The organism is Micromonospora sp. Utrum1 (genome assembly GCF_057197805.1).
Genome location: NZ_CM170071.1, coordinates 5,730,630 through 5,749,715, shown reverse-complemented (window position 1 = coordinate 5,749,715; position 19,086 = coordinate 5,730,630). Strand labels below are relative to the sequence as shown.

The following is a 19,086-nucleotide window of genomic DNA, read 5'->3' as shown; positions in this document are numbered from 1 at the left end:
CGGGTAGGGTCTGACGCCGTGCCCGGCAATCCACGTCCCGCCACCGTGAATCCCGTCCGGCTCGGCGATCTCGCCGCCCGGCTGGCCGTCGCGCCGCCGGAGGGGGCCGCCGAGGTGGCCGTCACCGGGGTGACCCACGCCAGCCAGGAGGTCCGTCCCGGCGACCTGTACGCGGCCCTGCCCGGGGCCCGCCGGCACGGCGCGGAGTTCGCCGCCGCCGCGGCCGGTGCGGGCGCGGTGGCGCTGCTGACCGACCCGGCCGGTGTCGCGCTGGCCGCCGGGGCGGGCCTGCCCGTGCTGGTCGTCGACGACCCCCGGGCGGTGCTCGGCGAGGTCGCGGCCACCGTCTACGGCGACCCGACCGCCGGGCTCACGATGATCGGCGTGACCGGCACGGCCGGCAAGACCTCCACGAGTTACCTCATCGAGTCCGGGCTGCGCGCCGCCGGGCACACCACCGGCCTGATCGGCACCGTGGAGACCCGGCTCGGCGACCTGGTGATCGACAGCGTCCGGACCACCCCCGAGGCGACCGACCTGCACGCCATGCTGGCGGTGGCCCGCGAGCGCGGGGTGGACACCGTGGTCATGGAGGTCTCCAGCCACGCCCTGGCCATGGGCCGGGTCGGCGGGGTCCGGTTCGACGTCGGCGGCTACACCAACTTCGGCTCCGACCACCTGGACTTCCACGCCGACGAGGCGGACTACTTCGCGGCGAAGGCGAAGCTCTTCGACGGGCGCTGCCGCGTCGAGGTGCTCAACCACGACGACCCGGCGCTGCGGCCGCTGCGCAAGCCGGCGACGGTGACCTACTCGGCGGCCGGCGACCCGACCGCCACCTGGTGGGCCGACGGGATCGGCGGCGAGGGCTACGCCCAGCGCTTCACCGTGCACGGCCCGGACGGGCTGACCCTGCCCACCGGGGTGGCCCTGCCCGGCCGGCACAACGTGGCCAACGCGCTGCTGGCCGTCGCCACCCTGGTGGCCGCCGGGGTCGACCCGGCGACCGCGGCCCGCGGGGTGGCCGCCTGCGGCGGGGTGCCCGGCCGGCTGGAGCTGGTCAGCGGCGACGCCCCGGTGCGTGGGGTGGTCGACTACGCGCACAAGGCGAACGCCATCGAGGCGGTGCTGGCGGCCCTGCGGGACCTGACCGACGGCCGGCTGATCTGCGTGCTGGGCGCCGGCGGCGACCGGGACCGGGGCAAGCGGCCGGTGATGGGCGGCGCCGCCGCGCTCGGCGCCGACGTGGTGCTGGTGACCGACGACAACCCGCGCACCGAGGACCCGGCCGCGATCCGGGCCGAGGTGCTGGCCGGCGCGTACGCGGCGGGCGCCGGCGCGCGGATCATCGAGGCGCCCGGCCGGCGGGCCGCGATCGAGGAGGCGGTCCGGGTGGCCGAACCGGGGGACATCGTGGCGCTGCTGGGCAAGGGCCAGGAGCGCGGCCAGGAGATCAACGGCGAGGTGCTGCCGTTCGACGACCGGGTGGAGCTGGCGGAGGCGCTGCGCGCCCGCTTCGGCGACCTGGTGGGGCAGCGATGATCCCGCTGACCCTGGCCGAGGTGGCCGCCGCGGTCGACGGCCGGCTGGTCGCCGCCGACGCGGACGCCCGGGTGACCGGCTCGGTGGAGTTCGACTCCCGCAAGGTCACCCCCGGCGGCCTCTTCGTCGCCTTCCCCGGCGAGAAGGTGGACGGCCACGACTACGCGGCCGGCGCGGTCTCCTCCGGTGCGGTGGCCGTGCTCGGCACCCGCGAGGTGCCCGGCGTGCCCATGGTGCTGGTCGGCGACGCGCTCGACGCGATGGGGCGGCTGGCCCGCGCCGTGGTCGACCGGCTGCCCGGGCTGACCGTCATCGGGTTGACCGGTTCCTCCGGCAAGACCACCACCAAGGACCTGATCGCCCAGCTCGCCGTCCGGCTCGGCCCCACCGTGGCGCCGCCCGGCTCGTTCAACAACGAGCTGGGGCACCCGTACACGGCGTTGCAGGCCGGCCCGGAGACGCGCTACCTGGTGATGGAGAAGGGCGCCCGCGGGGTGGGGCACATCCGTTACCTGTGCGACGTGGTGCCGCCCCGGATCTCGGTGGTGCTCAACGTCGGGGTGGCGCACCTCGGCGAGTTCGGCTCGGTGGAGACCATCGCGCTGGCCAAGGGGGAGCTGGTCGAGGCGCTGCCCGCCGACGGGCTGGCCGTGCTCAACGCCGACGACCCGCGGGTCGACGCCATGGCGGCGCGCACCTCGGCGCGGGTGGTCCGCTACGGCGAGTCCGAGCGGGCCGACGTGCGCGCGGTCGACGTGACGCTGGACGGGCGGGGCCGACCCTCCTACACCCTCGTCACGCCGGAGGGCAGCGCGCCGGTGCGGCTCGGGCTGACCGGCCGGCACCAGGTGTCCAACTCGCTGGCCGCCGCGGCGGTCGCCCGGGAGCTGGGCCTGCCCCTGGCCGAGCTGGCGGTGGCCCTGGGCGAGCTGGGCCTGGTCTCCACCCGCCGGATGGACGTGTTCGAGCGCCCCGACGGGGTGACCGTGATCGACGACTCGTACAACGCCAACCCGGCATCCACCGGCGTGGCGCTGCGGGCGCTGGCGAGCATGCGCGGTACGGGGCGTACCGTCGCGGTGCTCGGCTACATGGCCGAGTTGGGCGACTTCGAACGGGAGGGGCACCAGCAGGTCGGCCGTCTGGCGGCCGAACTGGGGGTCGACCGGCTGCTCGTGGTGGGCGAGTCGGCGGCGCCGATCCACGAAGGCGCGACAGCGGTAAGCAACTGGGGAGGAGAGTCGGTGCTGCTCACCGATCAGGCGGCGGCCGTCGAGGTGCTGCGGAGCGAGCTACGTCCGGGTGACGTGGTGCTGGTGAAGGGCTCCCGGTACCGCACCTGGGAGGTGGCCGACGCGCTGCGCGCGGACGCCACGAAGGGTTCGGCCGCATGAGGGCGGTGATCGTCGCCATCGGGGTCGCCTTCCTGGTTTCGCTGTTCTGCACCCCGATCGCGATCAAGGTGTTCACCCGGCTCAAGGCCGGCCAGCCGATCCGGGCCGAGGGCCCGGCCATGCACCAGGGCAAGAAGGGCACGCCGACCATGGGCGGCGTGGTCTTCATCCTGGCCACGGTGATCGCGTACGTCGCCGGCCACCTGGCCCTGACCACCCTGCCGGACGCGCAGATCGCCCAGGTCGAGCCGACCATCACGGCGCTGGTGCTGCTGGGGCTGATGGTGTTCTCCGGGGCGGTCGGCTTCATCGACGACTTCCTGAAGGTCCGCAAGCGGCACAGCGGCGGTCTGAACAAGCGCGGCAAGCTCGCCGGCCAGATCCTGGTCGGCGCGATCTTCGGCGTGGTGGCGCTCTACTTCCCGAGCAGCATGACCGACGTCCGCGGCAACGCGACCAACACCGAGACCGTCGGCAGCACCATGCTCAGCTTCATCCGGGACATCCCGGCCCTGGAGATCGGCAAGATCGGCGCGGTGATCGTCATCATCCTGGTGGTGATGGCGGCGACCAACGGGGTGAACCTCACCGACGGCCTCGACGGCCTGGCCACCGGCGCCTCGGTGATGGTCCTGGCTGCGTACGCGTTGATCGCCTTCTGGCAGTACCGGCACTGGTGCGCCGACCCGAACTACACCGAGGCGTACTGCTACGCCGTCCGGGACCCGCTGGAGATCGCGTTGATCGCCGGGGCGGCGGCCGGGGCCTGCGTCGGCTTCCTCTGGTGGAACACCTCGCCGGCCCGGATCTTCATGGGTGACACCGGGGCGCTGGGCCTGGGCGGCCTGATCGCCGGCATGGCGATGTCCACCCGGACCATCCTGCTGCTGCCGATCATCGGCGGCCTCTTCGTGATCATCACGATGTCCGTGGTCATCCAGATCATCTCGTTCCGGACCACCGGCAAGCGGGTGTTCCGGATGTCGCCGCTCCAGCACCACTTCGAGCTGGCCGGCTGGAGCGAGGTCAACATCGTGGTCCGGTTCTGGATCATCGCCGGCATCGGGGTGGCCATCGCGCTGGGCCTGTTCTACAGCGAGTTCCTCGCCGCGGTGAGCTGAACCGGCTGGCGCTGCGTCACGGCGGGATCCCTCGGTGTTACCAGGGGTCCCGCCGTTTCGCCTTCCGACACGCCGACCGGGCGGTTGCGCCACGGACGGGCGGGTCGAGCCGCCATGATGGGCGGGTGGGGGAGGCAAGAGACACCGAGGGCACGACCGACACGCAGGCCCGACGGCCGCCCGCCGCGACCCGCCCGGCCGACCCGCCCGGGCCGCTGCTCGGGCTGGACGCGGCCGGTGGGCTGGCCGCGCTGCGCGGCCTGCTGGCCCGGCCGCTGGCCTCCTACTACCTGCTGCTCTCCAGCGCCGGCCTGCTGCTGCTGATCGGCCTGACCATGGTCTTCTCCGCGACCAGCGTGAAGGACTTCGCCGAGGGCGGTGACGCGACCGCCTCCCTGGTCAAGCAGACCATCTTCGCGGTGGTCGGCATCGTGGCGTTCTGGGCGTGCCAGCGACTGCCCGCCAAGACCTTCCGGGCCGGCAGCCGCCCGGCACTCGGCATCGCCGTCGTGCTGCTGCTCCTGCTCAACGTGCTGGTCGCCCTGGAGGCGCTGTTCCGGGTGGAGTCGGTCGGCCCGCTCAAGGCGGAGCTGCTCTGGCTCTTCCTCGGCCCCATCTCGGTGCAGCCGGTCGAGGTGGCCAAGTTCGCCCTCGTGCTGTGGGGCGCGCACGTGCTGGCCCGCAAGGGCGCCGCGCTGGGCTGGTGGAAGGAACTGGCCACCCCGCTCTTCCCGGTGGTCGGGCTGCTCTTCGTGCTGGTCGGCTACAACGACCTGGGCAGCATGCTCTGCCTGCTCGCCCTGGTGGTCGGCCTGCTCTGGGCGGCCGGGGTGCGGCTGCAGGTCTTCGCGGCGCTGACCGCGCTCGGCCTGGCCGGGGTGGGCCTGCTGGTCGCGGTGGCCTCGCTCGGCGCCGGTTCCGGCGAGCGGGGCGCGGAGAACTACCGGCTGGCCCGGCTCACCATGTTCCTCAACCAGTCTGATCCGGCCAAGTGCTTCGAGGACCAGTGCTACCAGCTCGTGCAGGCCCGCAACGCCATCGAGCACGGCGGCTGGTTCGGCGTCGGGCTGGGCAAGAGCAGTTTCAAGTTCGGCTGGCTGCCCGAGGCGCACAACGACTTCATCTTCGCCATCATCGCCGAGGAGCTCGGCGTGGTCGGCTGCGCAGTGGTGCTGGTGCTCTTCGCCGTGCTGGCGTACACCGGGCTGCGCATCGCCCGCCGGGTGGAGGACCCGTTCCGCCGGCTCGCCGCCGCCGGGGTCACCGCCTGGCTGGTCGGCCAGGCCGTGATCAACGTCGGCGGGGTCACCGGGCTGCTGCCACTGACCGGCGTACCCCTGCCGTTCATCTCCGACGGCGGCAGCGCCCTGGTGGTGACGCTGGCCGCGGTCGGGATGCTCGCCTCCTTCGCCCGCGCCGAGCCCGACGCGGCCCGAGCCCTGCATGCCCGTCCGCCGGCCCGGTGGGTCCGACTAGTGTGGGCCCCGTTGCCGCCGCTTCCCGGCCGGCGCCGCCGACCGGCGTCGCCGCCGGCGGACCGAGGGTCCGTGCCCCGGTCCCGCCCGCGTCGGCCGGACGACCAGGCCGCGGCCCGCGGCGCCCGGCCCGACCGGGCACGCGCCGGCACGGCGAACGAGAGGAGACGCTGATGGGTCCGCTGCGTTCGGTGGTGCTCTGCGGAGGGGGTACGGGCGGTCACATCTACCCGTTGCTCGCCTTCGCCGACTGCCTGCGCCGACACGACCCGAGCGTCCGGATCACCTGCCTCGGCACACCCAAGGGGCTGGAGAACGAGCTGATCCCGCCGGCCGGCTACGACCTGCGCCAGATCCCGGCCTACCAGCTGCCGCGCTCGGTCAACATGAGCCTGGTGCGCACCCCGGACCGGATGTGGAAGGCCGCCCGCGCCGCGGGCAAGGTGATCGACGAGGTGCGGGCCGACGTCGTAATCGGCTTCGGCGGGTACGTCTCGGTCCCCGGCTACCTGGCCGCCTGGCGGCGCGAGCTGCCCATCGTCATCCACGAGGTGAACGTGCCCCCGGGCGTGGCCAACCGGCTCGGGATGAAGTTCACGAAGAACGTCGCGGTCGGCTTCCCGCACCAGCCGGTGCAGGCCGAGTCGCTGCGCGACGCCCGGGTGGTCGGGGTGCCGCTGCGCCGGGGCATCGCCGGGCTGGACCGGGCCGCCGTGCGCAACGCCGCGCGCGCCCACTTCGGACTCCGTCCCGACCTGCCGGTGCTCTTCGTGGCCGGCGGCTCGCAGGGCGCCCGCTCGATCAACCTGGCGGTCTCCGGGGCGGCCAAGGAACTGGCCCGCAACGGCGTGCAGGTGCTGCACGTGATCGGCGCCCGCAACGAGCCGGTCTCCGTCCCCACCGACCTGCCGGTCCCGTACGTGACCCTGCCCTACCTGTCCGAGATGGAGCTGGGCTACGCGGCCGCCGACCTGATGCTGGGCCGCGGCGGCGCGATGACCTGCGCCGAGGTGGCCGCGATCGGCCTGCCCACCATCTACGTGCCCTACCCGCACAGCAACCAGGAGCAGAAGCGCAACGCGCTGCCCGTGGTGGAGGCCGGCGGCGGGGTGCTCGTCGACGACGCCGAGGTGACCCCGGCCTGGGTGGAGCGCACGGTGATCCCGCTGATCCGGGACCCGCAGCGGCTCGCCGCGATGGGCGCCGCCGCGGCCGCGTACGGCCGCCGCGACGGCGACGTGGCCCTGCTGAACTTCGTCTACGAGGCGGTGTCCCGCTGATGTGGGCCGCCGCGACCGGAAGGTACGTCCCATGAACACCGCGCAGTTCACCCCCGCCGGCACGATGACCGCGGAGGACCTCGGCCGGATCCACCTCATCGGGGTGGGCGGCGTCGGCATGAGCGGCCTGGCCCGGCTCTTCCTCACCCGGGGCCTGCCGGTCTCCGGCAGCGAGCTGCGGGAGTGGCCCTCCCTGGCCGGCCTGCGGGCGCTCGGCGGCACCATCCACATGAGCCACGAGGCGACCAACCTCGACGGGGTGGACACCGTGGTCTACTCCTCGGCCATCCCGCAGGACCACCTGGAGATGGTCGAGGCGCGCCGGCGCGGCCTGCGCGTGCTGCACCGCTCCGAGGCCCTGGCCGCCGCGATGACCGGCCGCCGGACCGTGGCGGTCGCCGGCACCCACGGCAAGACCACCACCACCTCGATGGTCACCATGGTGCTCCAGCAGGCCGGCACCGACCCGTCCTTCGTAATCGGTGGCGAGATCTCCGAGGTCGGCTCCGGCGCGCACCACGGCACCGGCGAGTACTTCGTGGTCGAGGCGGACGAGAGCGACCGCTCCTTCCTCATCTACCGCCCGTACGTGTCGATCATCACGAACATCGAGGCGGACCACCTCAACACCTACGGCGACCTGGCCAACCTGGAGGCGACCTTCGCCGAGTTCGCCCGGCTCACCGACCCGGAGGGCTTCATCGTCACCTGCGCCGACGACCCGGGCGGCCGGCGGCTGGCCGAGACGCTGCGGGCCGAGGGGCGCCGGGTCTGGACGTACGGCGAGTCCGCCGACGCCGACCTGAAGCTCAGCGGGATGACCTCCTCCGCCCAGGGGGTGCGCTACCTGGCCGAGATCGAGGGCCGGTCGCTGGGTGAGATCCGGCTCCCGGTGCCCGGGCGGCACATGGGGTTGAACAGCGCCTCCGCGGTGCTCGCCGCGTACCTGCTGGAACTGCCGGTCACGTCGGCGGAGGGCGCGCTCGGCGTGTTCCCCGGCGTGCGGCGGCGCTTCGAGCGCAAGGGCGTCGCGGACGGCGTGCTGGTCTACGACGAGTACGCCTACCACCCGACCTCCATGACGCTGGCCCTGCAGACGCTGCGCGAGGTCGCCGGCGAGGGCCGGCTGATCGTGGTCTTCCAGCCCTACCGCCTCTACCGCACCCGCGACCTCCAGCCGGAGATCGCCGCGGCCCTCGGCATCGCCGACGAGCTGGTGCTGCTGGAGGTCTTCGGCCCGGGCGAGCTGCGCCAGCCCGGCGAGGGCTCGGCCGCGCTGCTCCAGGTGGTGCCGCTGCCCGCGGAGCGCAAGGTCTTCGTCGAGGCCTGGGACGACGTGCCGGCCGAGGTGGCCCGCCGGGCCCGGCCGGGCGACGTGGTGGTGACCATGGGCGCGCCGCCGATCTCGCTGATGGGCGACCAGCTGCTCGACGCCCTGCTGGCCAGGTCCGGCGACGCGGCGGCCATCGGCACCGGCGTCGACCCGGACGGCGCGGCGGCCACGGCCGGATGAGCCCCGGCCCGGCCCGCGGCCGCACCCCCGGCCAGGACGGCGGGGCCGGCCGGCGCAGCCCGGCCCGGCGGTGGCAGCTGGTCCGGGCCGGCGCGGACGCCGTACCCCCGTCCACCCGGCGCTTCATGGCCCGGGCCCGGCAGCGGCGGATGCGCGCGGCGCTGCCCTGGGCGGTCACCGCCGCCGTGCTGGCGATCGCCGGGCTGGTCGCCTGGACCGTGCTGGGCACCGGCCTGTTCGGCGTCCGGGAGGTGCGGGTGGTCGGCGCGAAGCTGGTCACCCCGGTCGAGGTACGCGACGCCGCGGCCGTGCCCGACGAGGCTCCGCTGGCCCGGGTAGACCTGGCCGCCACCGCCCGCCGGGTCGGCGCGCTGGCTGCGGTGGAGCGGGCCTCGGTGGAGCGGGACTGGCCGGGCGCCCTGGTGATCCGGGTGGTGGAGCGGACCCCGGTGGCCGCGGTGCCGCAGGGCGACCGCTGGGCCGTGATCGACCGTGCCGGCGTGGTCTTCCAGAACCTGGACCAGGCCCCTGCCGGGCTGCCGGTCGTCCGGGTCGGCAAACCGGCCCCCGACGACCCGGGCACCCGCGCCGGGCTGGACGTGCTCGCCGCGCTCAGCCCGAAACTGCGCGCCGAGCTGGTGGCGGTGGACGTGGCCGGGCTGGCCCGGATCACCCTGCTGCTGCGCGGCGACCGGAAGGTGGTCTGGGGCGACGCGGCCCGCAGTCCGGACAAGTCCAGGGTGGCCACCGCCCTGCTCGGCCGGAAAGCCGACACGATCGACGTGAGCGCGCCGGACGTGGTCACCTTCCAGTGATCCGCCGGTCAGCCGACGTGAGCCGGCCCGCTCCCCGGGCGACACGCCGGAAGGGTCCTTGGCTCAGCGCTCGGCGGCGCATACGTTGCCCCGAAGAGATCAGTGGTTGACATCGCTCTAAGCCTCTAGTAGAGGGTGAGGGTTTCAACCCTCGGCACAGCTGGGAAATGCTCCGCCGCTGGTCTGGCCAAGCCGTGTGGGGTCGGCCCATGCCAATCTCGAAGGGAAAGGACCGGAGATGACACCTCCGCACAACTACCTGGCGGTCATCAAGGTCGTCGGCATCGGGGGCGGCGGCGTGAACGCCGTCAACCGGATGATCGAGGTTGGGCTCAAGGGCGTCGAGTTCATCGCGATCAACACCGACGCGCAGGCGCTCCTGATGAGTGACGCCGACGTCAAGCTCGATGTCGGCCGGGAGTTGACCCGCGGGCTGGGCGCCGGCGCCAATCCCGATGTCGGCAAGAACGCCGCCGAGGACCACCGCGACGAGATCGAGGAGGTGCTCAAGGGCGCCGACATGGTCTTCGTGACCTGCGGCGAGGGTGGCGGCACGGGCACCGGCGGCGCGCCGGTGGTGGCCAACATCGCCCGCAAGCTCGGCGCGCTCACCATCGGCGTGGTCACCCGGCCGTTCTCCTTCGAGGGCAAGCGCCGCCAGGTGCAGGCCGAGTCGGGCATCGAGGAGCTGCGCAACCAGTGCGACACGCTCATCGTGATCCCGAACGATCGGCTGCTGGCGCTCGGCGACCGGAACATCTCCATGATGGACGCATTCCGCACCGCGGACCAGGTGCTCCTCTCCGGTGTCCAGGGCATCACCGACCTGATCACCACGCCGGGTCTGATCAACCTGGACTTCGCCGACGTGAAGAGCGTGATGAGCGGCGCGGGCAGCGCGCTCATGGGCATCGGCAGCGCCCGCGGCGAGAACCGCGCCGTGGAGGCGGCCGAGGCGGCCATCTCCAGCCCGCTGCTGGAGCAGAGCATGGACGGCGCGCGGGGCGTGCTGCTCTCCATCGCCGGCGGCTCCGACCTGGGCCTGTTCGAGATCAACGACGCCGCCCAGCTGGTCACCGACGCGGCCCACCCGGACGCCAACATCATCTTCGGCGCGGTCATCGACGACGCGCTCGGCGACGAGGTGCGGGTGACCGTGATCGCAGCGGGCTTCGACGGGGGCGCGCCCGCCTACAAGGCGGTCGAGCCGGCCCGCAAGACCAACCAGAACCCGCCGACCCAGGCGAACGCGCCGGTCAGCCCGCCGGCCACCATGCCGGCCCCGCAGCAGTCGCCGCGCCGGGTGCTCTTCGACGACGTCGACGTGCCGGACTTCCTGAAGAACGGGTCCTGAGCCGCGCCGATGACCGACTCACCCACCACGGTGCGACCCGACCGTCGCGCCGAGCTCGCAGCCGGCCTCGCCCGGGTCCGGGCCCGCATCGCCGACGCCTGTGCGGCGGCGGGCCGGGACCGGGGCGAGGTCACCCTGGTCGCGGTGACCAAGACGTACCCGGCCGCGGACGTGGTCGCGCTGGCCGGGCTCGGGGTGACCGACGTCGGGGAGAACCGCGACCAGGAGGCGGCCCCGAAGGCCGCCGAGGCGGCCGCCGCCGGGGCCGCGCCGCGCTGGCACTTCATCGGCCAGCTCCAGCGCAACAAGGCCCGCTCGGTGGTCCGCTACGCCGACGTGGTCCAGTCGGTCGACAGCGTGCGGCTGGCGGCCGCGCTGGACGGCGCCGCGGCTGCCGCCCGGGACCGGCCGTTGGACGTGCTGGTGCAGGTGAGCATCGACGGCGACCCGGCCCGCGGCGGGGCGCTGCCGGACGCGGCCGACCCGGACCGGGGGCTCGGCCCGGTGGCCGCGGCGGTGGCCGGCGCCGGCGCATTGCGACTCGCCGGCCTGATGGCGGTCGCCCCGCTGGGCTGGGAACCGGACCGGGCGTTCGCCCGGCTGGCCGAGGTGACGGCACGATTCCGCGCCGACCATCCCGGTGCGACGGTCCTCTCGGCGGGCATGAGCGGAGATTTGGAAATCGCGATCGGATATGGCGCGACACATGTCCGCGTCGGCAGCGCGTTGCTCGGAATGCGTCCCACGCTGCGGTAGCCTGACCGCGAAAGAGCAAATTACAGCAGTGTTGTTTCAGGAACGGCGTTCCCGTAGTCGGGGGCCGTGGCGGGCGGACCGCGAATCGCTCGCCAGGGGATTGCCGATCCGGTCCGGTGGGCAGTTGTCCACCCGTGATCAAGCGACACGGCAACGGGGGCGCGTGCCGCACGGCGGACGGAAGGGCGCGGGGATGGGTGCACTGCGCAAGGCGGGGGTCTGGCTCGGTCTCGTCGAGGAGGACGATGAGCGGGCGTACGAGGACGGTGGCTACGACAAGGGTGGCTACCGCGAGTCGCGCTACCGGTCGAGCCGTTACTCCGAGGAGTTCGCCGACGACGAGGACGACGAGTCCGAGGAGCCGCCGGCGACCCGGGGCCGGGTCGGCGACCGCGGGCGGCTGACCGAGCGCGCGTCGAGCCGCGCCGTCGAGGCCGACCGGGCCGACGAGCGGCCGGAGCGGGCCGAGCGGTCCAGCGTCCGGTCGATCACCCGGTCGGGCGCGGGGGAGACGTCCGGCGCGCTGACCTACCACACCCGCGACAACCTCGCCCTGGCGCCGCAGGCCCAGCCGCGGGAGCGGGCGGTGGTGCCCGAGGACGAGCAGCGCTACCAGATCACCACGCTGCACCCGACCACCTACCGGGAGGCGCGCACCATCGGTGAGCACTTCCGCGACGGCGTGCCGGTGATCATCAACCTCACCGAGATGGACGAGGCGGACGCCCGCCGGCTGGTCGACTTCGCCGCCGGGCTCGCGTTCGGCCTGCGCGGTACGATCGAGCGCGTGACCAACCGGGTGTTCCTGCTCTCACCGGCCAACGTCCAGGTCACCGCGGAGGACAAGGCCAAGATCGCTGAGGGCGGCTTTTTCAGCCTGAGCTAGCCCGCACGACCGAGGGACGTCGCCTGCCGTGTTGTCGATCCTGTTCCAGGTGCTCTATTTGCTCCTGTATTTCTTCCTGCTTGTGCTGTTGGCCCGATTTGTCCTCGGCGCTGTTCTGGCCTACGGTCGCCGTTGGCAACCGGGCCGGGGAGCATCGGCGGGATTGGAAGTCGTGTGGAGCGTCACTGATCCGCCCCTGCGCGCGTTGAGGCGTGTGATCCCACCACTGCGAATTGGTACCGTGAGCATCGACCTGGCCTCCCTTGTGCTCCTGGTTATCCTGTTCGTGCTGATGGAGTTCGTGTTTAGGCGCCTGATCCTGGCCTTCGCCTGACCAGAGCGCTTTCGCGGCCGCAACTGACCCGAGGAGTTTCGATGCCGCTGACCCCGGCCGACGTCCACAACGTCGCCTTCAAAAAGCCGCCGATCGGCAAGCGGGGGTATGACGAGGAGGAGGTCGACGCCTTCCTGGACGAGGTCGAGCGCGAGCTGGCCCGTCTGATCGAGGAGAACAACGAGCTGCGCGCCCAGGTGGAGCGCGGCGGTCGGGGTGGCGCTCCCGCCGGCCCCGGCGGCGACGCCCGCCTCGCGGCGGAGCTCAACGACGTCAAGGCCCAGCTCGACCGGGTGCAGCGCGACAAGGCGGCCGCCGAGCAGGCGGCCCGGGCGATGCAGGCCGAGCTGGAGCAGGTCCGCACGCAGGGTGGCCCGGCGGCCGCCGCCGCGGACGGCGAGCAGCAGGCGCTTCGCGTGCTCATGATGGCCCAGCGCACCGCCGACGACCACGTGTCCGACGCCCGGCGCGAGGCCGACCAGCTGCTCTCCGAGGCCCGTTCCAAGGCCGAGGAGGTCACCCGCGAGGCCCGCGCCAAGGCCGACGCCCTGGAGCGCGACGCCCGCCAGCGGCACCAGGAGGCCATGGGCGGCCTGGACGCCAAGCGCACCGCGCTGCAGAAGCACATCGAGGAGCTCAAGCAGTTCGAGCGCGAGTACCGCACCCGCCTCAAGGCCTACCTGGAGAGCCAGCTGCGCGACCTCGACGGTCGCGGCCAGGGCCTGGAGGCCGAGATGACCCGCTCCGAGGGCACCCGTGCCACCGGCGGCAGCAACGGCCTCGCCACCGCCGGCCTCGCCGGCTCCTACGGCGGCGGCCGCGCGGGCTCCCTCGAGTCCGGCCGCTGATCCCGCCGTCGGTGGCCGTCCCCGGGGCGGCCACCGACCGCGCAGACCGACACGACGCGGCCGGGGGTGAGCCGTGATAGCCGTCAGCATCCCGCTCATCCTCGTCGCGGTCGTGCTCCTGGTGGCCGGGCTGGCCGGTGGGTCCAGCCCGCTGCTGATCACCTCGATCGCGGCCAGCCTGCTGGCCGCCGTAGCCCTTGTCGCGGGCGCCCGCCAGGCGGTCGCGGCCCGGGGCGCGGCGGGCCGGGAGACCCGGTCGCGCCGCCGGACCGCGCCGACCGGCCCGTCCCACGACGGACCGCAGGTCGAGGTCCCGCACGTCACGTCGACGGTCGGCGCCGGTGCGCCCGGGTGGCGGCAACCACCCGAGTCACCGGCGGCCGACCCGTTCGACGCTCCGGCCCGCACAGTCGACGCGCCGGCCGCCGCGTTCGAGCCGGCGGCCGACCCGTTCGACCCGCCGGCCGAGCCCTACTCGCCGCCCGCCCCGCGTGGCCCGTCCCGGGCCGAGGCGGCGTCGGACGCCCCGGCGCCCACCTCGCCGGCGCCGGACGGCCCGTTCGAGGGCGACCCGCCCGCCGAGTTCCTCTCCGCCGGGGAGGTCGCCCAGCTGGTCCGGCTCGACGGCGAGGTCCGGGTGGTCGACGGCCACCCCCGCTTCCACCTGCCCGGCTGCCCGCACCTGGTGGGCCGGATCGACGAGCCCCTGCCGGTCGCCGAGGCGGTCGCGCTGGGCTTCACCCCGTGCGCCGGCTGCGCGCCCGCGACCACCCTGCTCGCCGAGGCCCGGCCGCACTGATCATGATGGCCATGGACGACACGCTCACCGTCGCCGTACGCGTGAAGCCGGGGGCCTCGCGGACCCGGGTCGGCGGCCGGTTCGACGGGCCGCACGGACCGGCCCTGGTCATCGCGGTGAACGCGCCCGCGGTCGACGGCCGGGCCACCGAGGCGGCCCGCCGGGCCCTGGCCGACGCGCTCGGCGTCCGGCCGGCGGCGGTCGCCCTGCGGGCCGGCGCGGCCAGCCGGGACAAACTCTTCCTGGTCGAGCATCCGGCCCCCGGGCTGCCCGAGGTGCTCCGGCGGCTGCGCGACGGATCGGTCGGGTGAGGACCGTCCGGACCGGTCCCGGATGACGCCGGGGCTCGATGTCGCGCTGCTGATCGGCGCGGGCGTCCTGCTCGTCGCGGTGGGCGCGGTGCGGTTCTCCACCCGGCTCGGCGTGCCGAGTCTCCTGGTCTACCTGGCGCTCGGGGTGGCCATCGGCGAGGCCGGCCTGGGCATCCGCTTCGACGACGTCGAGCTGACCCGGGTGCTCGGCTTCTGCGCGCTCATCGTGATCATCGCGGAGGGCGGGCTGACCGCCCGGTGGAGCACCCTGCGGCCGGTGCTCGGCCTGGCCGCCGCGCTCTCCACGGTCGGCGTGGCGGTCAGCATCCTGGTCGTCGGCGTGGTGGTGCACCTGCTGCTCGGCCTGGACTGGCGGCTGGCGCTGCTCTACGGCGCGGTGCTCTCGTCCACCGACGCGGCGGCCGTCTTCGCCACCCTGCGCCGGCTGCGCCTGCCGCCCCGCCTGGTCGCCACCCTGGAGGCCGAGTCCGGGATCAACGACGCCCCGGTGGTCATCCTGGTGCTGCTGCTGTCCCGGGCCGGGGTGGCGGCCACCCACCCATGGTGGCACGAGGTGCTCCTGGTCGGCTACGAGCTGAGCACCGGCGCCGCCGTCGGGGTGGCCGCCGGGATCGCCGGCCGGTACGTGCTGCGCCGGGCCGCCCTGCCGTCCGCCGGCCTCTACCCGATCGCGGTGGTCGGCTTCACCGTGCTGGCGTACGCGGCCGGATCGGTGCTGCACGCCTCGGGCTTCCTCGCCGTCTACGTGGCCGGAGTGTTGCTCGGCAACGCCCGGCTTCCGCACCGGCAGGCCATCCTGGGCTTCGCCGACGGGCTGGCCTGGCTCGCCCAGATCGGTCTGTTCGTGCTGCTCGGCCTGCTGGTCTCGCCGAGCCGGCTGGACGCGGCGGTGCTGCCGGCGGTGGTCACCGGGCTGGCCCTGCTGCTGCTCGCCCGGCCGCTGTCGGTGGCGGTCTCCGCGCTGCCGTTCCGGCTCCGGCTGCCCGAGCAGCTCTTCCTCTCCTGGGCCGGGCTGCGTGGGGCGGTGCCGATCGTGCTGGCCACCATCCCGCTCTCGCTGCGGGTGCCGGGCGCCGACCGGCTCTTCGACGCGGTCTTCGTGCTGGTGGTGATCTTCACGCTGCTCCAGGCCGGGACCCTGGCGCCGGCGGCCCGCCGGCTCGGGGTGACCGCGCCGGCCGAGGCGGCGGAGATCCTGCTGGAGACGGCCCCGCTGGAGCGGATGCGGGCCGACCTGCTCCAGCTGGAGGTGCCGCCGGGCTCCCGGCTGGGCGGGGTGCACGTCGACGAGCTGCGGCTGCCGGTGGGCGCCTCGGTGACCCTGGTGCTGCGCGACGGGGTGGGCTTCGTGCCCGGCCCGGACACCCGGCTGAAGGTCGGGGACAGCCTGCTCATCGTGGCCACCGCGGAGGTGCGGGACGAGGCGGAGCGGCGGCTGCGGGCGGTGAGCCGGCGGGGTCGGCTGGCCCGGTGGTTTGGCGAGTACGGGGAGGACCGGACCGGCTGATCTGCTAGCGTTCCCTTTGCCCCAATTGGTGGCTGTTCGGGGCTGAATCGCGGTGCGACGGTGCGGCACGTTGTCGGACGCCTGTACGTTCCGTATTCTTGCCACCCTCCGGAGTGCGCGGCCCCCGTCGCCGCGCGCCCGTTCCGTACATGGGGGACGCCGATGCCGGCGAGCCCCGCCCAGGCACGTTGACCGCCGCGGCACGCGGCTGAGGGAGCTGACGATGGCGAAGCCAGCCGACACCAGGACCGCCGGCCGTAAGCCGGTGGTGAAGGCCACCCGCAGCGCGGCGGAGACCGAGAAGATCCGGGCCGCCCTGGCGGCACGGCGGGACGAGCTCAACGCCGAGTACGATCAGACGCTGAGCGAGATCACCGAGCTGCAGCGCGACCGGCTGACCGACTCGGCCGGGGACGACCAGGCCGACACCGGCACCAAGACGTTCGAGCGCGAGCAGGAGATCTCACTCGCCAACAGCATCAAGGAGCGGATCACGCAGGTCGAGCGCGCGCTGGAGCGCCTCGACGAGGGTGGCTACGGCTGGTGTGAGAAGTGCGGCAACCCGATCCCGGTGGAGCGGCTCGCCGCCTTCCCGTCGGCGACCCTCTGCGTGAGCTGCAAGCAGCTGGAGGAGCGGCGCTGACGTCCGTTCCCCGGCGGCCGAACGGCAGACGGTGACCGCCACCGTCGCGAGCGTCGATGGGGAGCAGATGACCGCAGCACCGCCCGCCGGGTCCGGCACCGCCGAATCGGGCACCGGCACGCCCCGCCGCAAGGCGACCGGCCTGCTGCTCGGCGTGGCCCTGGCCTCGCTCGTCGCCGACCTGGTCACCAAGCAGCTCGCGCTCTCGGAGCTCACCGGGCGGGGGCCGGTGTCGCTGCTCGGCGGCGCGGTCTACCTCAGCCTGACCCGCAACAGCGGCGCGGCGTGGAGCATCGGCTCCGGCCACACCTGGGTCTTCCCGCTGATCACCATCGGCGTGATCGCCTGGATCGCGTGGATGGCGCTGCGGCTGCGGTCGGTGCCCTGGGCCGTGTCGCTGGGGCTCGTGCTGGGCGGTGCGCTGGGCAACCTCACCGACCGGATCTTCCGGGCCCCCGGGCACTTCGTCGGCCACGTGGTCGACATGGTCAGCCTCTTCGACCCGTACGGGCAGGTCTGGCCGGTGTTCAACCTGGCCGACAGCTCGCTGGTCTGCGGCGTGCTGCTGGCGGTGTTCCTGGAGCTGACCGGCCGGCAGCGGGACGGCTCCCGGGCCACCGCCGAGCGGTCCGACGTCGAGGCCCCCGCCGAGCAGCGGGAGCGCGCATGACCTCCGCCTTCGCCGCCGGCGGCGACCACCGGTCCCTGCCCGTCCCGGACGGGCTCGACGGCATGCGGCTGGACCAGGCCGTCTCCCGGCTCTTCGGGCTGTCCCGGACGGCCGCGGCGGCGCTGGTCGACGCCGGGGACGCGCTGGTCGACGGCGCGGCCCGGCCCAACTCGCACAAGGTCAAGGCGGGCTCCTGGCTGGAGGTCACGCTGCCCGCGCCGGCCGCCCCGCCGACCGTGGTGCCGCAGGCCGTGCCGGGCCTCACCGTGGTCTACGCCGACGACGACATCGTGGTGGTGGACAAGCCGGTCGGGGTGGCCGCCCACCCCAGCCCCGGCTGGACCGGCCCGACCGTGATCGGCGGGCTGGCCAGCATCGGCCACCGGATCTCCACCAGCGGCGCCGCCGAGCGGCAGGGGGTGGTGCACCGGCTCGACGTGGGCACCACCGGGGTCATGGTGGTGGCCAAGAGCGAGCAGGCGTACACCGCGTTGAAGCGGGCGTTCAAGTACCGCGAGGTGGAGAAGCGCTACCACGCGGTGGTGCAGGGCCACCCGGACCCGCTGCGCGGCACCATCGACGCGCCGATCGACCGGCACCCGCACCACGACTACCGCTGGGCCGTGGTCTCCGGCGGCAAGCCGAGCATCACCCACTACGACACCCTCGAAGCGTTCCCGTCGGCCAGCCTGCTCGACGTGCGGCTGGAGACCGGGCGTACCCACCAGATCCGGGTGCACCTCTCCACGCTGCGGCACCCCTGCGTGGGCGACCTGACCTACGGCGCCGACCCGACCCTGTCCGCCCGGCTCGGGCTGAGCCGGCAGTGGCTGCACGCCCGCTCGCTGAGCTTCCTGCACCCACGCACGGGCGACGAGGTCACCTTCGTCAGCGACTACCCGGACGACCTGGCCCGGGCGCTGGAGATCCTCGGCGACTGACCCGCCGATGACGACCGACACCGAGCCGCCGCGCCGGTCGCGCTCCGGCGCGCTCACCTGGCTCGCCCTGGCCTGCGCGCTGGTGGTGCTGGCGGTCGCCGTCGCGCAGCGGCGGGACCAGCCGGTCGGGGACCGCACGGTCGGCGAGGTGACCCGGGTCGGGGTGGCCGACGGCGACGCCGTCCCGGCCTACCTGCGCGGCGCTGCCGACGAACTCGCCCGGCTCAACGCCCCGGCGCCCGGCAGTTACGCCCTTGTCTCGTTCGCCGCGTACCTGACGCCGGCGCAGGTGGCCACCGCGCTGGGCGGCGCCCCGGTCGCCGCGGTGGTGGCCCGCGTGCCGGTGCCCGGGAGGCAGACCGAGATCGTCCGGATGGCCGCGCTGCGCCTGCCCGACGACGTGGTCGCCGGGATGGCCGAGGTAGCCGCGCGCAAGGACCGGGAGGCCGCCGACTACCGGGCCCGCGCCGCCGCCCCGGCGGCCACCGCCGATCCCGAGCTGCGCCGGGTGTACGACACCGGGGCCGCCGTGGCGGCGCGGGAGGCGGCCGGCTACCGGGCGGGCTGCGCGTGCGTCTACGCCGCCGTGGTCCGGGACGCCCCGGAGGCCCTGCGGAAGCTGGCCGCCCGCCCCGGCGTCCGCGCGGTCGACCCCGCCCCGGAGGTGACCCGGTTGGACCGCGCGGTGTTCACTCCGCCGTTGCCGGAGCAGCGGGACGTGGCCCGGCCGCCGGCCGACACCGGACTCGCGCCGGCCGCCGGTATGGGCGATTCGTCGGAAGCCGCACCGACGGTGACCGGATCATCACCCGCCACCGGCCGGCCCGCCGCCGGGGCGGGACCGCCCAATCCCGCTCCCACCTCCTGAGACGTGCA

At 74.2% G+C, this 19,086-nt stretch carries 19 protein-coding genes; all 19 read left to right on the top strand.

Translation table 11 applies throughout. The features are described from left to right. Positions 1–18: 18 nt before the first annotated feature. The gene (locus tag AC0OLQ_RS26940) at positions 19–1,542 is read left to right on the top strand and encodes a UDP-N-acetylmuramoyl-L-alanyl-D-glutamate--2,6-diaminopimelate ligase (RefSeq protein WP_484528585.1); all 1,524 of its coding nucleotides are present in this window, start codon (positions 19–21) and stop codon (positions 1,540–1,542) included. After that, positions 1,539–2,936 carry a UDP-N-acetylmuramoyl-tripeptide--D-alanyl-D-alanine ligase gene (locus tag AC0OLQ_RS26935; RefSeq protein WP_484528584.1) on the top strand — a complete coding sequence of 466 codons (1,398 nt, stop codon included), beginning with the start codon at positions 1,539–1,541 and terminating at the stop codon, positions 2,934–2,936. The genes AC0OLQ_RS26940 and AC0OLQ_RS26935 overlap by 4 nt, the downstream gene beginning before the upstream one ends. Then, the gene (gene mraY / locus AC0OLQ_RS26930) at positions 2,933–4,057 is read left to right on the top strand and encodes a phospho-N-acetylmuramoyl-pentapeptide-transferase (RefSeq protein ID WP_357342741.1); all 1,125 of its coding nucleotides are present in this window, start codon (positions 2,933–2,935) and stop codon (positions 4,055–4,057) included. The genes AC0OLQ_RS26935 and mraY overlap by 4 nt, the downstream gene beginning before the upstream one ends. A gap of 242 nt (positions 4,058–4,299) precedes the next feature. Continuing rightward, the gene (locus AC0OLQ_RS26925; RefSeq protein ID WP_484532443.1) at positions 4,300–5,706 is read left to right on the top strand and encodes an FtsW/RodA/SpoVE family cell cycle protein; all 1,407 of its coding nucleotides are present in this window, start codon (positions 4,300–4,302) and stop codon (positions 5,704–5,706) included. Continuing rightward, positions 5,706–6,812 carry an undecaprenyldiphospho-muramoylpentapeptide beta-N-acetylglucosaminyltransferase gene (gene murG / locus AC0OLQ_RS26920; RefSeq protein ID WP_357342739.1) on the top strand — a complete coding sequence of 369 codons (1,107 nt, stop codon included), beginning with the start codon at positions 5,706–5,708 and terminating at the stop codon, positions 6,810–6,812. The genes AC0OLQ_RS26925 and murG overlap by 1 nt, the downstream gene beginning before the upstream one ends. Before the next feature lie 31 nt (positions 6,813–6,843). After that, positions 6,844–8,325, top strand: a complete 1,482-nt coding sequence (gene murC / locus AC0OLQ_RS26915; RefSeq protein WP_484528583.1) for a UDP-N-acetylmuramate--L-alanine ligase — start codon at positions 6,844–6,846, stop codon at positions 8,323–8,325. After that, complete coding sequence (locus AC0OLQ_RS26910) at positions 8,322–9,140, top strand: cell division protein FtsQ/DivIB (RefSeq protein WP_484528582.1); 819 nt, start codon at positions 8,322–8,324, stop codon at positions 9,138–9,140. Before murC ends, AC0OLQ_RS26910 begins: the two co-directional genes overlap by 4 nt. 238 nt (positions 9,141–9,378) lie before the next feature. Continuing rightward, a complete protein-coding gene (gene ftsZ / locus AC0OLQ_RS26905; protein WP_357342732.1) occupies positions 9,379–10,494 on the top strand; it encodes a cell division protein FtsZ in 1,116 nt (371 codons plus the stop codon). Between the two features lie 9 nt (positions 10,495–10,503). Beyond that, on the top strand, positions 10,504–11,250 hold the full coding sequence (locus AC0OLQ_RS26900; protein WP_484528581.1) for a YggS family pyridoxal phosphate-dependent enzyme: 747 nt from the start codon (positions 10,504–10,506) through the stop codon (positions 11,248–11,250). 193 nt (positions 11,251–11,443) lie between these two features. Then, positions 11,444–12,136 (top strand): cell division protein SepF, encoded by a 693-nt coding sequence (locus tag AC0OLQ_RS26895; RefSeq protein WP_484528580.1) that lies wholly within the window; start codon positions 11,444–11,446, stop codon positions 12,134–12,136. A 28-nt stretch (positions 12,137–12,164) separates the two neighbouring features. After that, positions 12,165–12,470, top strand: coding sequence for a YggT family protein (locus tag AC0OLQ_RS26890; RefSeq protein WP_091268049.1), 306 nt, complete (start codon positions 12,165–12,167; stop codon positions 12,468–12,470). A gap of 41 nt (positions 12,471–12,511) precedes the next feature. Beyond that, positions 12,512–13,318 carry a DivIVA domain-containing protein gene (locus AC0OLQ_RS26885; RefSeq protein ID WP_484528579.1) on the top strand — a complete coding sequence of 269 codons (807 nt, stop codon included), beginning with the start codon at positions 12,512–12,514 and terminating at the stop codon, positions 13,316–13,318. A gap of 73 nt (positions 13,319–13,391) precedes the next feature. Beyond that, positions 13,392–14,117: a hypothetical protein gene (locus AC0OLQ_RS26880; RefSeq protein WP_484528578.1), complete on the top strand. Its 726-nt coding sequence runs from the start codon at positions 13,392–13,394 to the stop codon at positions 14,115–14,117. A gap of 5 nt (positions 14,118–14,122) precedes the next feature. Further along, a complete protein-coding gene (locus AC0OLQ_RS26875; protein WP_484532442.1) occupies positions 14,123–14,428 on the top strand; it encodes a DUF167 domain-containing protein in 306 nt (101 codons plus the stop codon). Positions 14,429–14,450: 22 nt separating this feature from the next. Further along, entirely contained in the window at positions 14,451–15,956 is a 1,506-nt protein-coding gene (locus tag AC0OLQ_RS26870; RefSeq protein WP_484528577.1) for a potassium/proton antiporter, read from the top strand. 223 nt (positions 15,957–16,179) lie between these two features. Beyond that, complete coding sequence (locus AC0OLQ_RS26865) at positions 16,180–16,599, top strand: TraR/DksA family transcriptional regulator (protein ID WP_357342716.1); 420 nt, start codon at positions 16,180–16,182, stop codon at positions 16,597–16,599. 67 nt (positions 16,600–16,666) lie between these two features. Continuing rightward, positions 16,667–17,269 (top strand): signal peptidase II, encoded by a 603-nt coding sequence (gene lspA, locus AC0OLQ_RS26860; RefSeq protein WP_357342714.1) that lies wholly within the window; start codon positions 16,667–16,669, stop codon positions 17,267–17,269. Next, entirely contained in the window at positions 17,266–18,210 is a 945-nt protein-coding gene (locus tag AC0OLQ_RS26855) for an RluA family pseudouridine synthase (RefSeq protein ID WP_357342712.1), read from the top strand. The genes lspA and AC0OLQ_RS26855 overlap by 4 nt, the downstream gene beginning before the upstream one ends. A 7-nt stretch (positions 18,211–18,217) precedes the next feature. After that, the gene (locus AC0OLQ_RS26850; protein ID WP_484528576.1) at positions 18,218–19,078 is read left to right on the top strand and encodes a hypothetical protein; all 861 of its coding nucleotides are present in this window, start codon (positions 18,218–18,220) and stop codon (positions 19,076–19,078) included. Positions 19,079–19,086: the final 8 nt, after the last annotated feature.

Coding starts and splice junctions, on each gene's coding strand:
- AC0OLQ_RS26855 (WP_357342712.1), top strand. CDS start 17,266: ATGACCTCCGCCTTCGCCGCCGGCGGCGACCACCGGTCCCTGCCCGTC.
- AC0OLQ_RS26910 (WP_484528582.1), top strand. CDS start 8,322: ATGAGCCCCGGCCCGGCCCGCGGCCGCACCCCCGGCCAGGACGGCGGG.
- AC0OLQ_RS26865 (WP_357342716.1), top strand. CDS start 16,180: ATGGCGAAGCCAGCCGACACCAGGACCGCCGGCCGTAAGCCGGTGGTG.
- ftsZ (WP_357342732.1), top strand. CDS start 9,379: ATGACACCTCCGCACAACTACCTGGCGGTCATCAAGGTCGTCGGCATC.
- mraY (WP_357342741.1), top strand. CDS start 2,933: ATGAGGGCGGTGATCGTCGCCATCGGGGTCGCCTTCCTGGTTTCGCTG.
- AC0OLQ_RS26875 (WP_484532442.1), top strand. CDS start 14,123: ATGGCCATGGACGACACGCTCACCGTCGCCGTACGCGTGAAGCCGGGG.
- AC0OLQ_RS26895 (WP_484528580.1), top strand. CDS start 11,444: ATGGGTGCACTGCGCAAGGCGGGGGTCTGGCTCGGTCTCGTCGAGGAG.
- murG (WP_357342739.1), top strand. CDS start 5,706: ATGGGTCCGCTGCGTTCGGTGGTGCTCTGCGGAGGGGGTACGGGCGGT.
- AC0OLQ_RS26885 (WP_484528579.1), top strand. CDS start 12,512: ATGCCGCTGACCCCGGCCGACGTCCACAACGTCGCCTTCAAAAAGCCG.
- murC (WP_484528583.1), top strand. CDS start 6,844: ATGAACACCGCGCAGTTCACCCCCGCCGGCACGATGACCGCGGAGGAC.
- AC0OLQ_RS26870 (WP_484528577.1), top strand. CDS start 14,451: ATGACGCCGGGGCTCGATGTCGCGCTGCTGATCGGCGCGGGCGTCCTG.
- AC0OLQ_RS26935 (WP_484528584.1), top strand. CDS start 1,539: ATGATCCCGCTGACCCTGGCCGAGGTGGCCGCCGCGGTCGACGGCCGG.
- lspA (WP_357342714.1), top strand. CDS start 16,667: ATGACCGCAGCACCGCCCGCCGGGTCCGGCACCGCCGAATCGGGCACC.
- AC0OLQ_RS26900 (WP_484528581.1), top strand. CDS start 10,504: ATGACCGACTCACCCACCACGGTGCGACCCGACCGTCGCGCCGAGCTC.
- AC0OLQ_RS26850 (WP_484528576.1), top strand. CDS start 18,218: ATGACGACCGACACCGAGCCGCCGCGCCGGTCGCGCTCCGGCGCGCTC.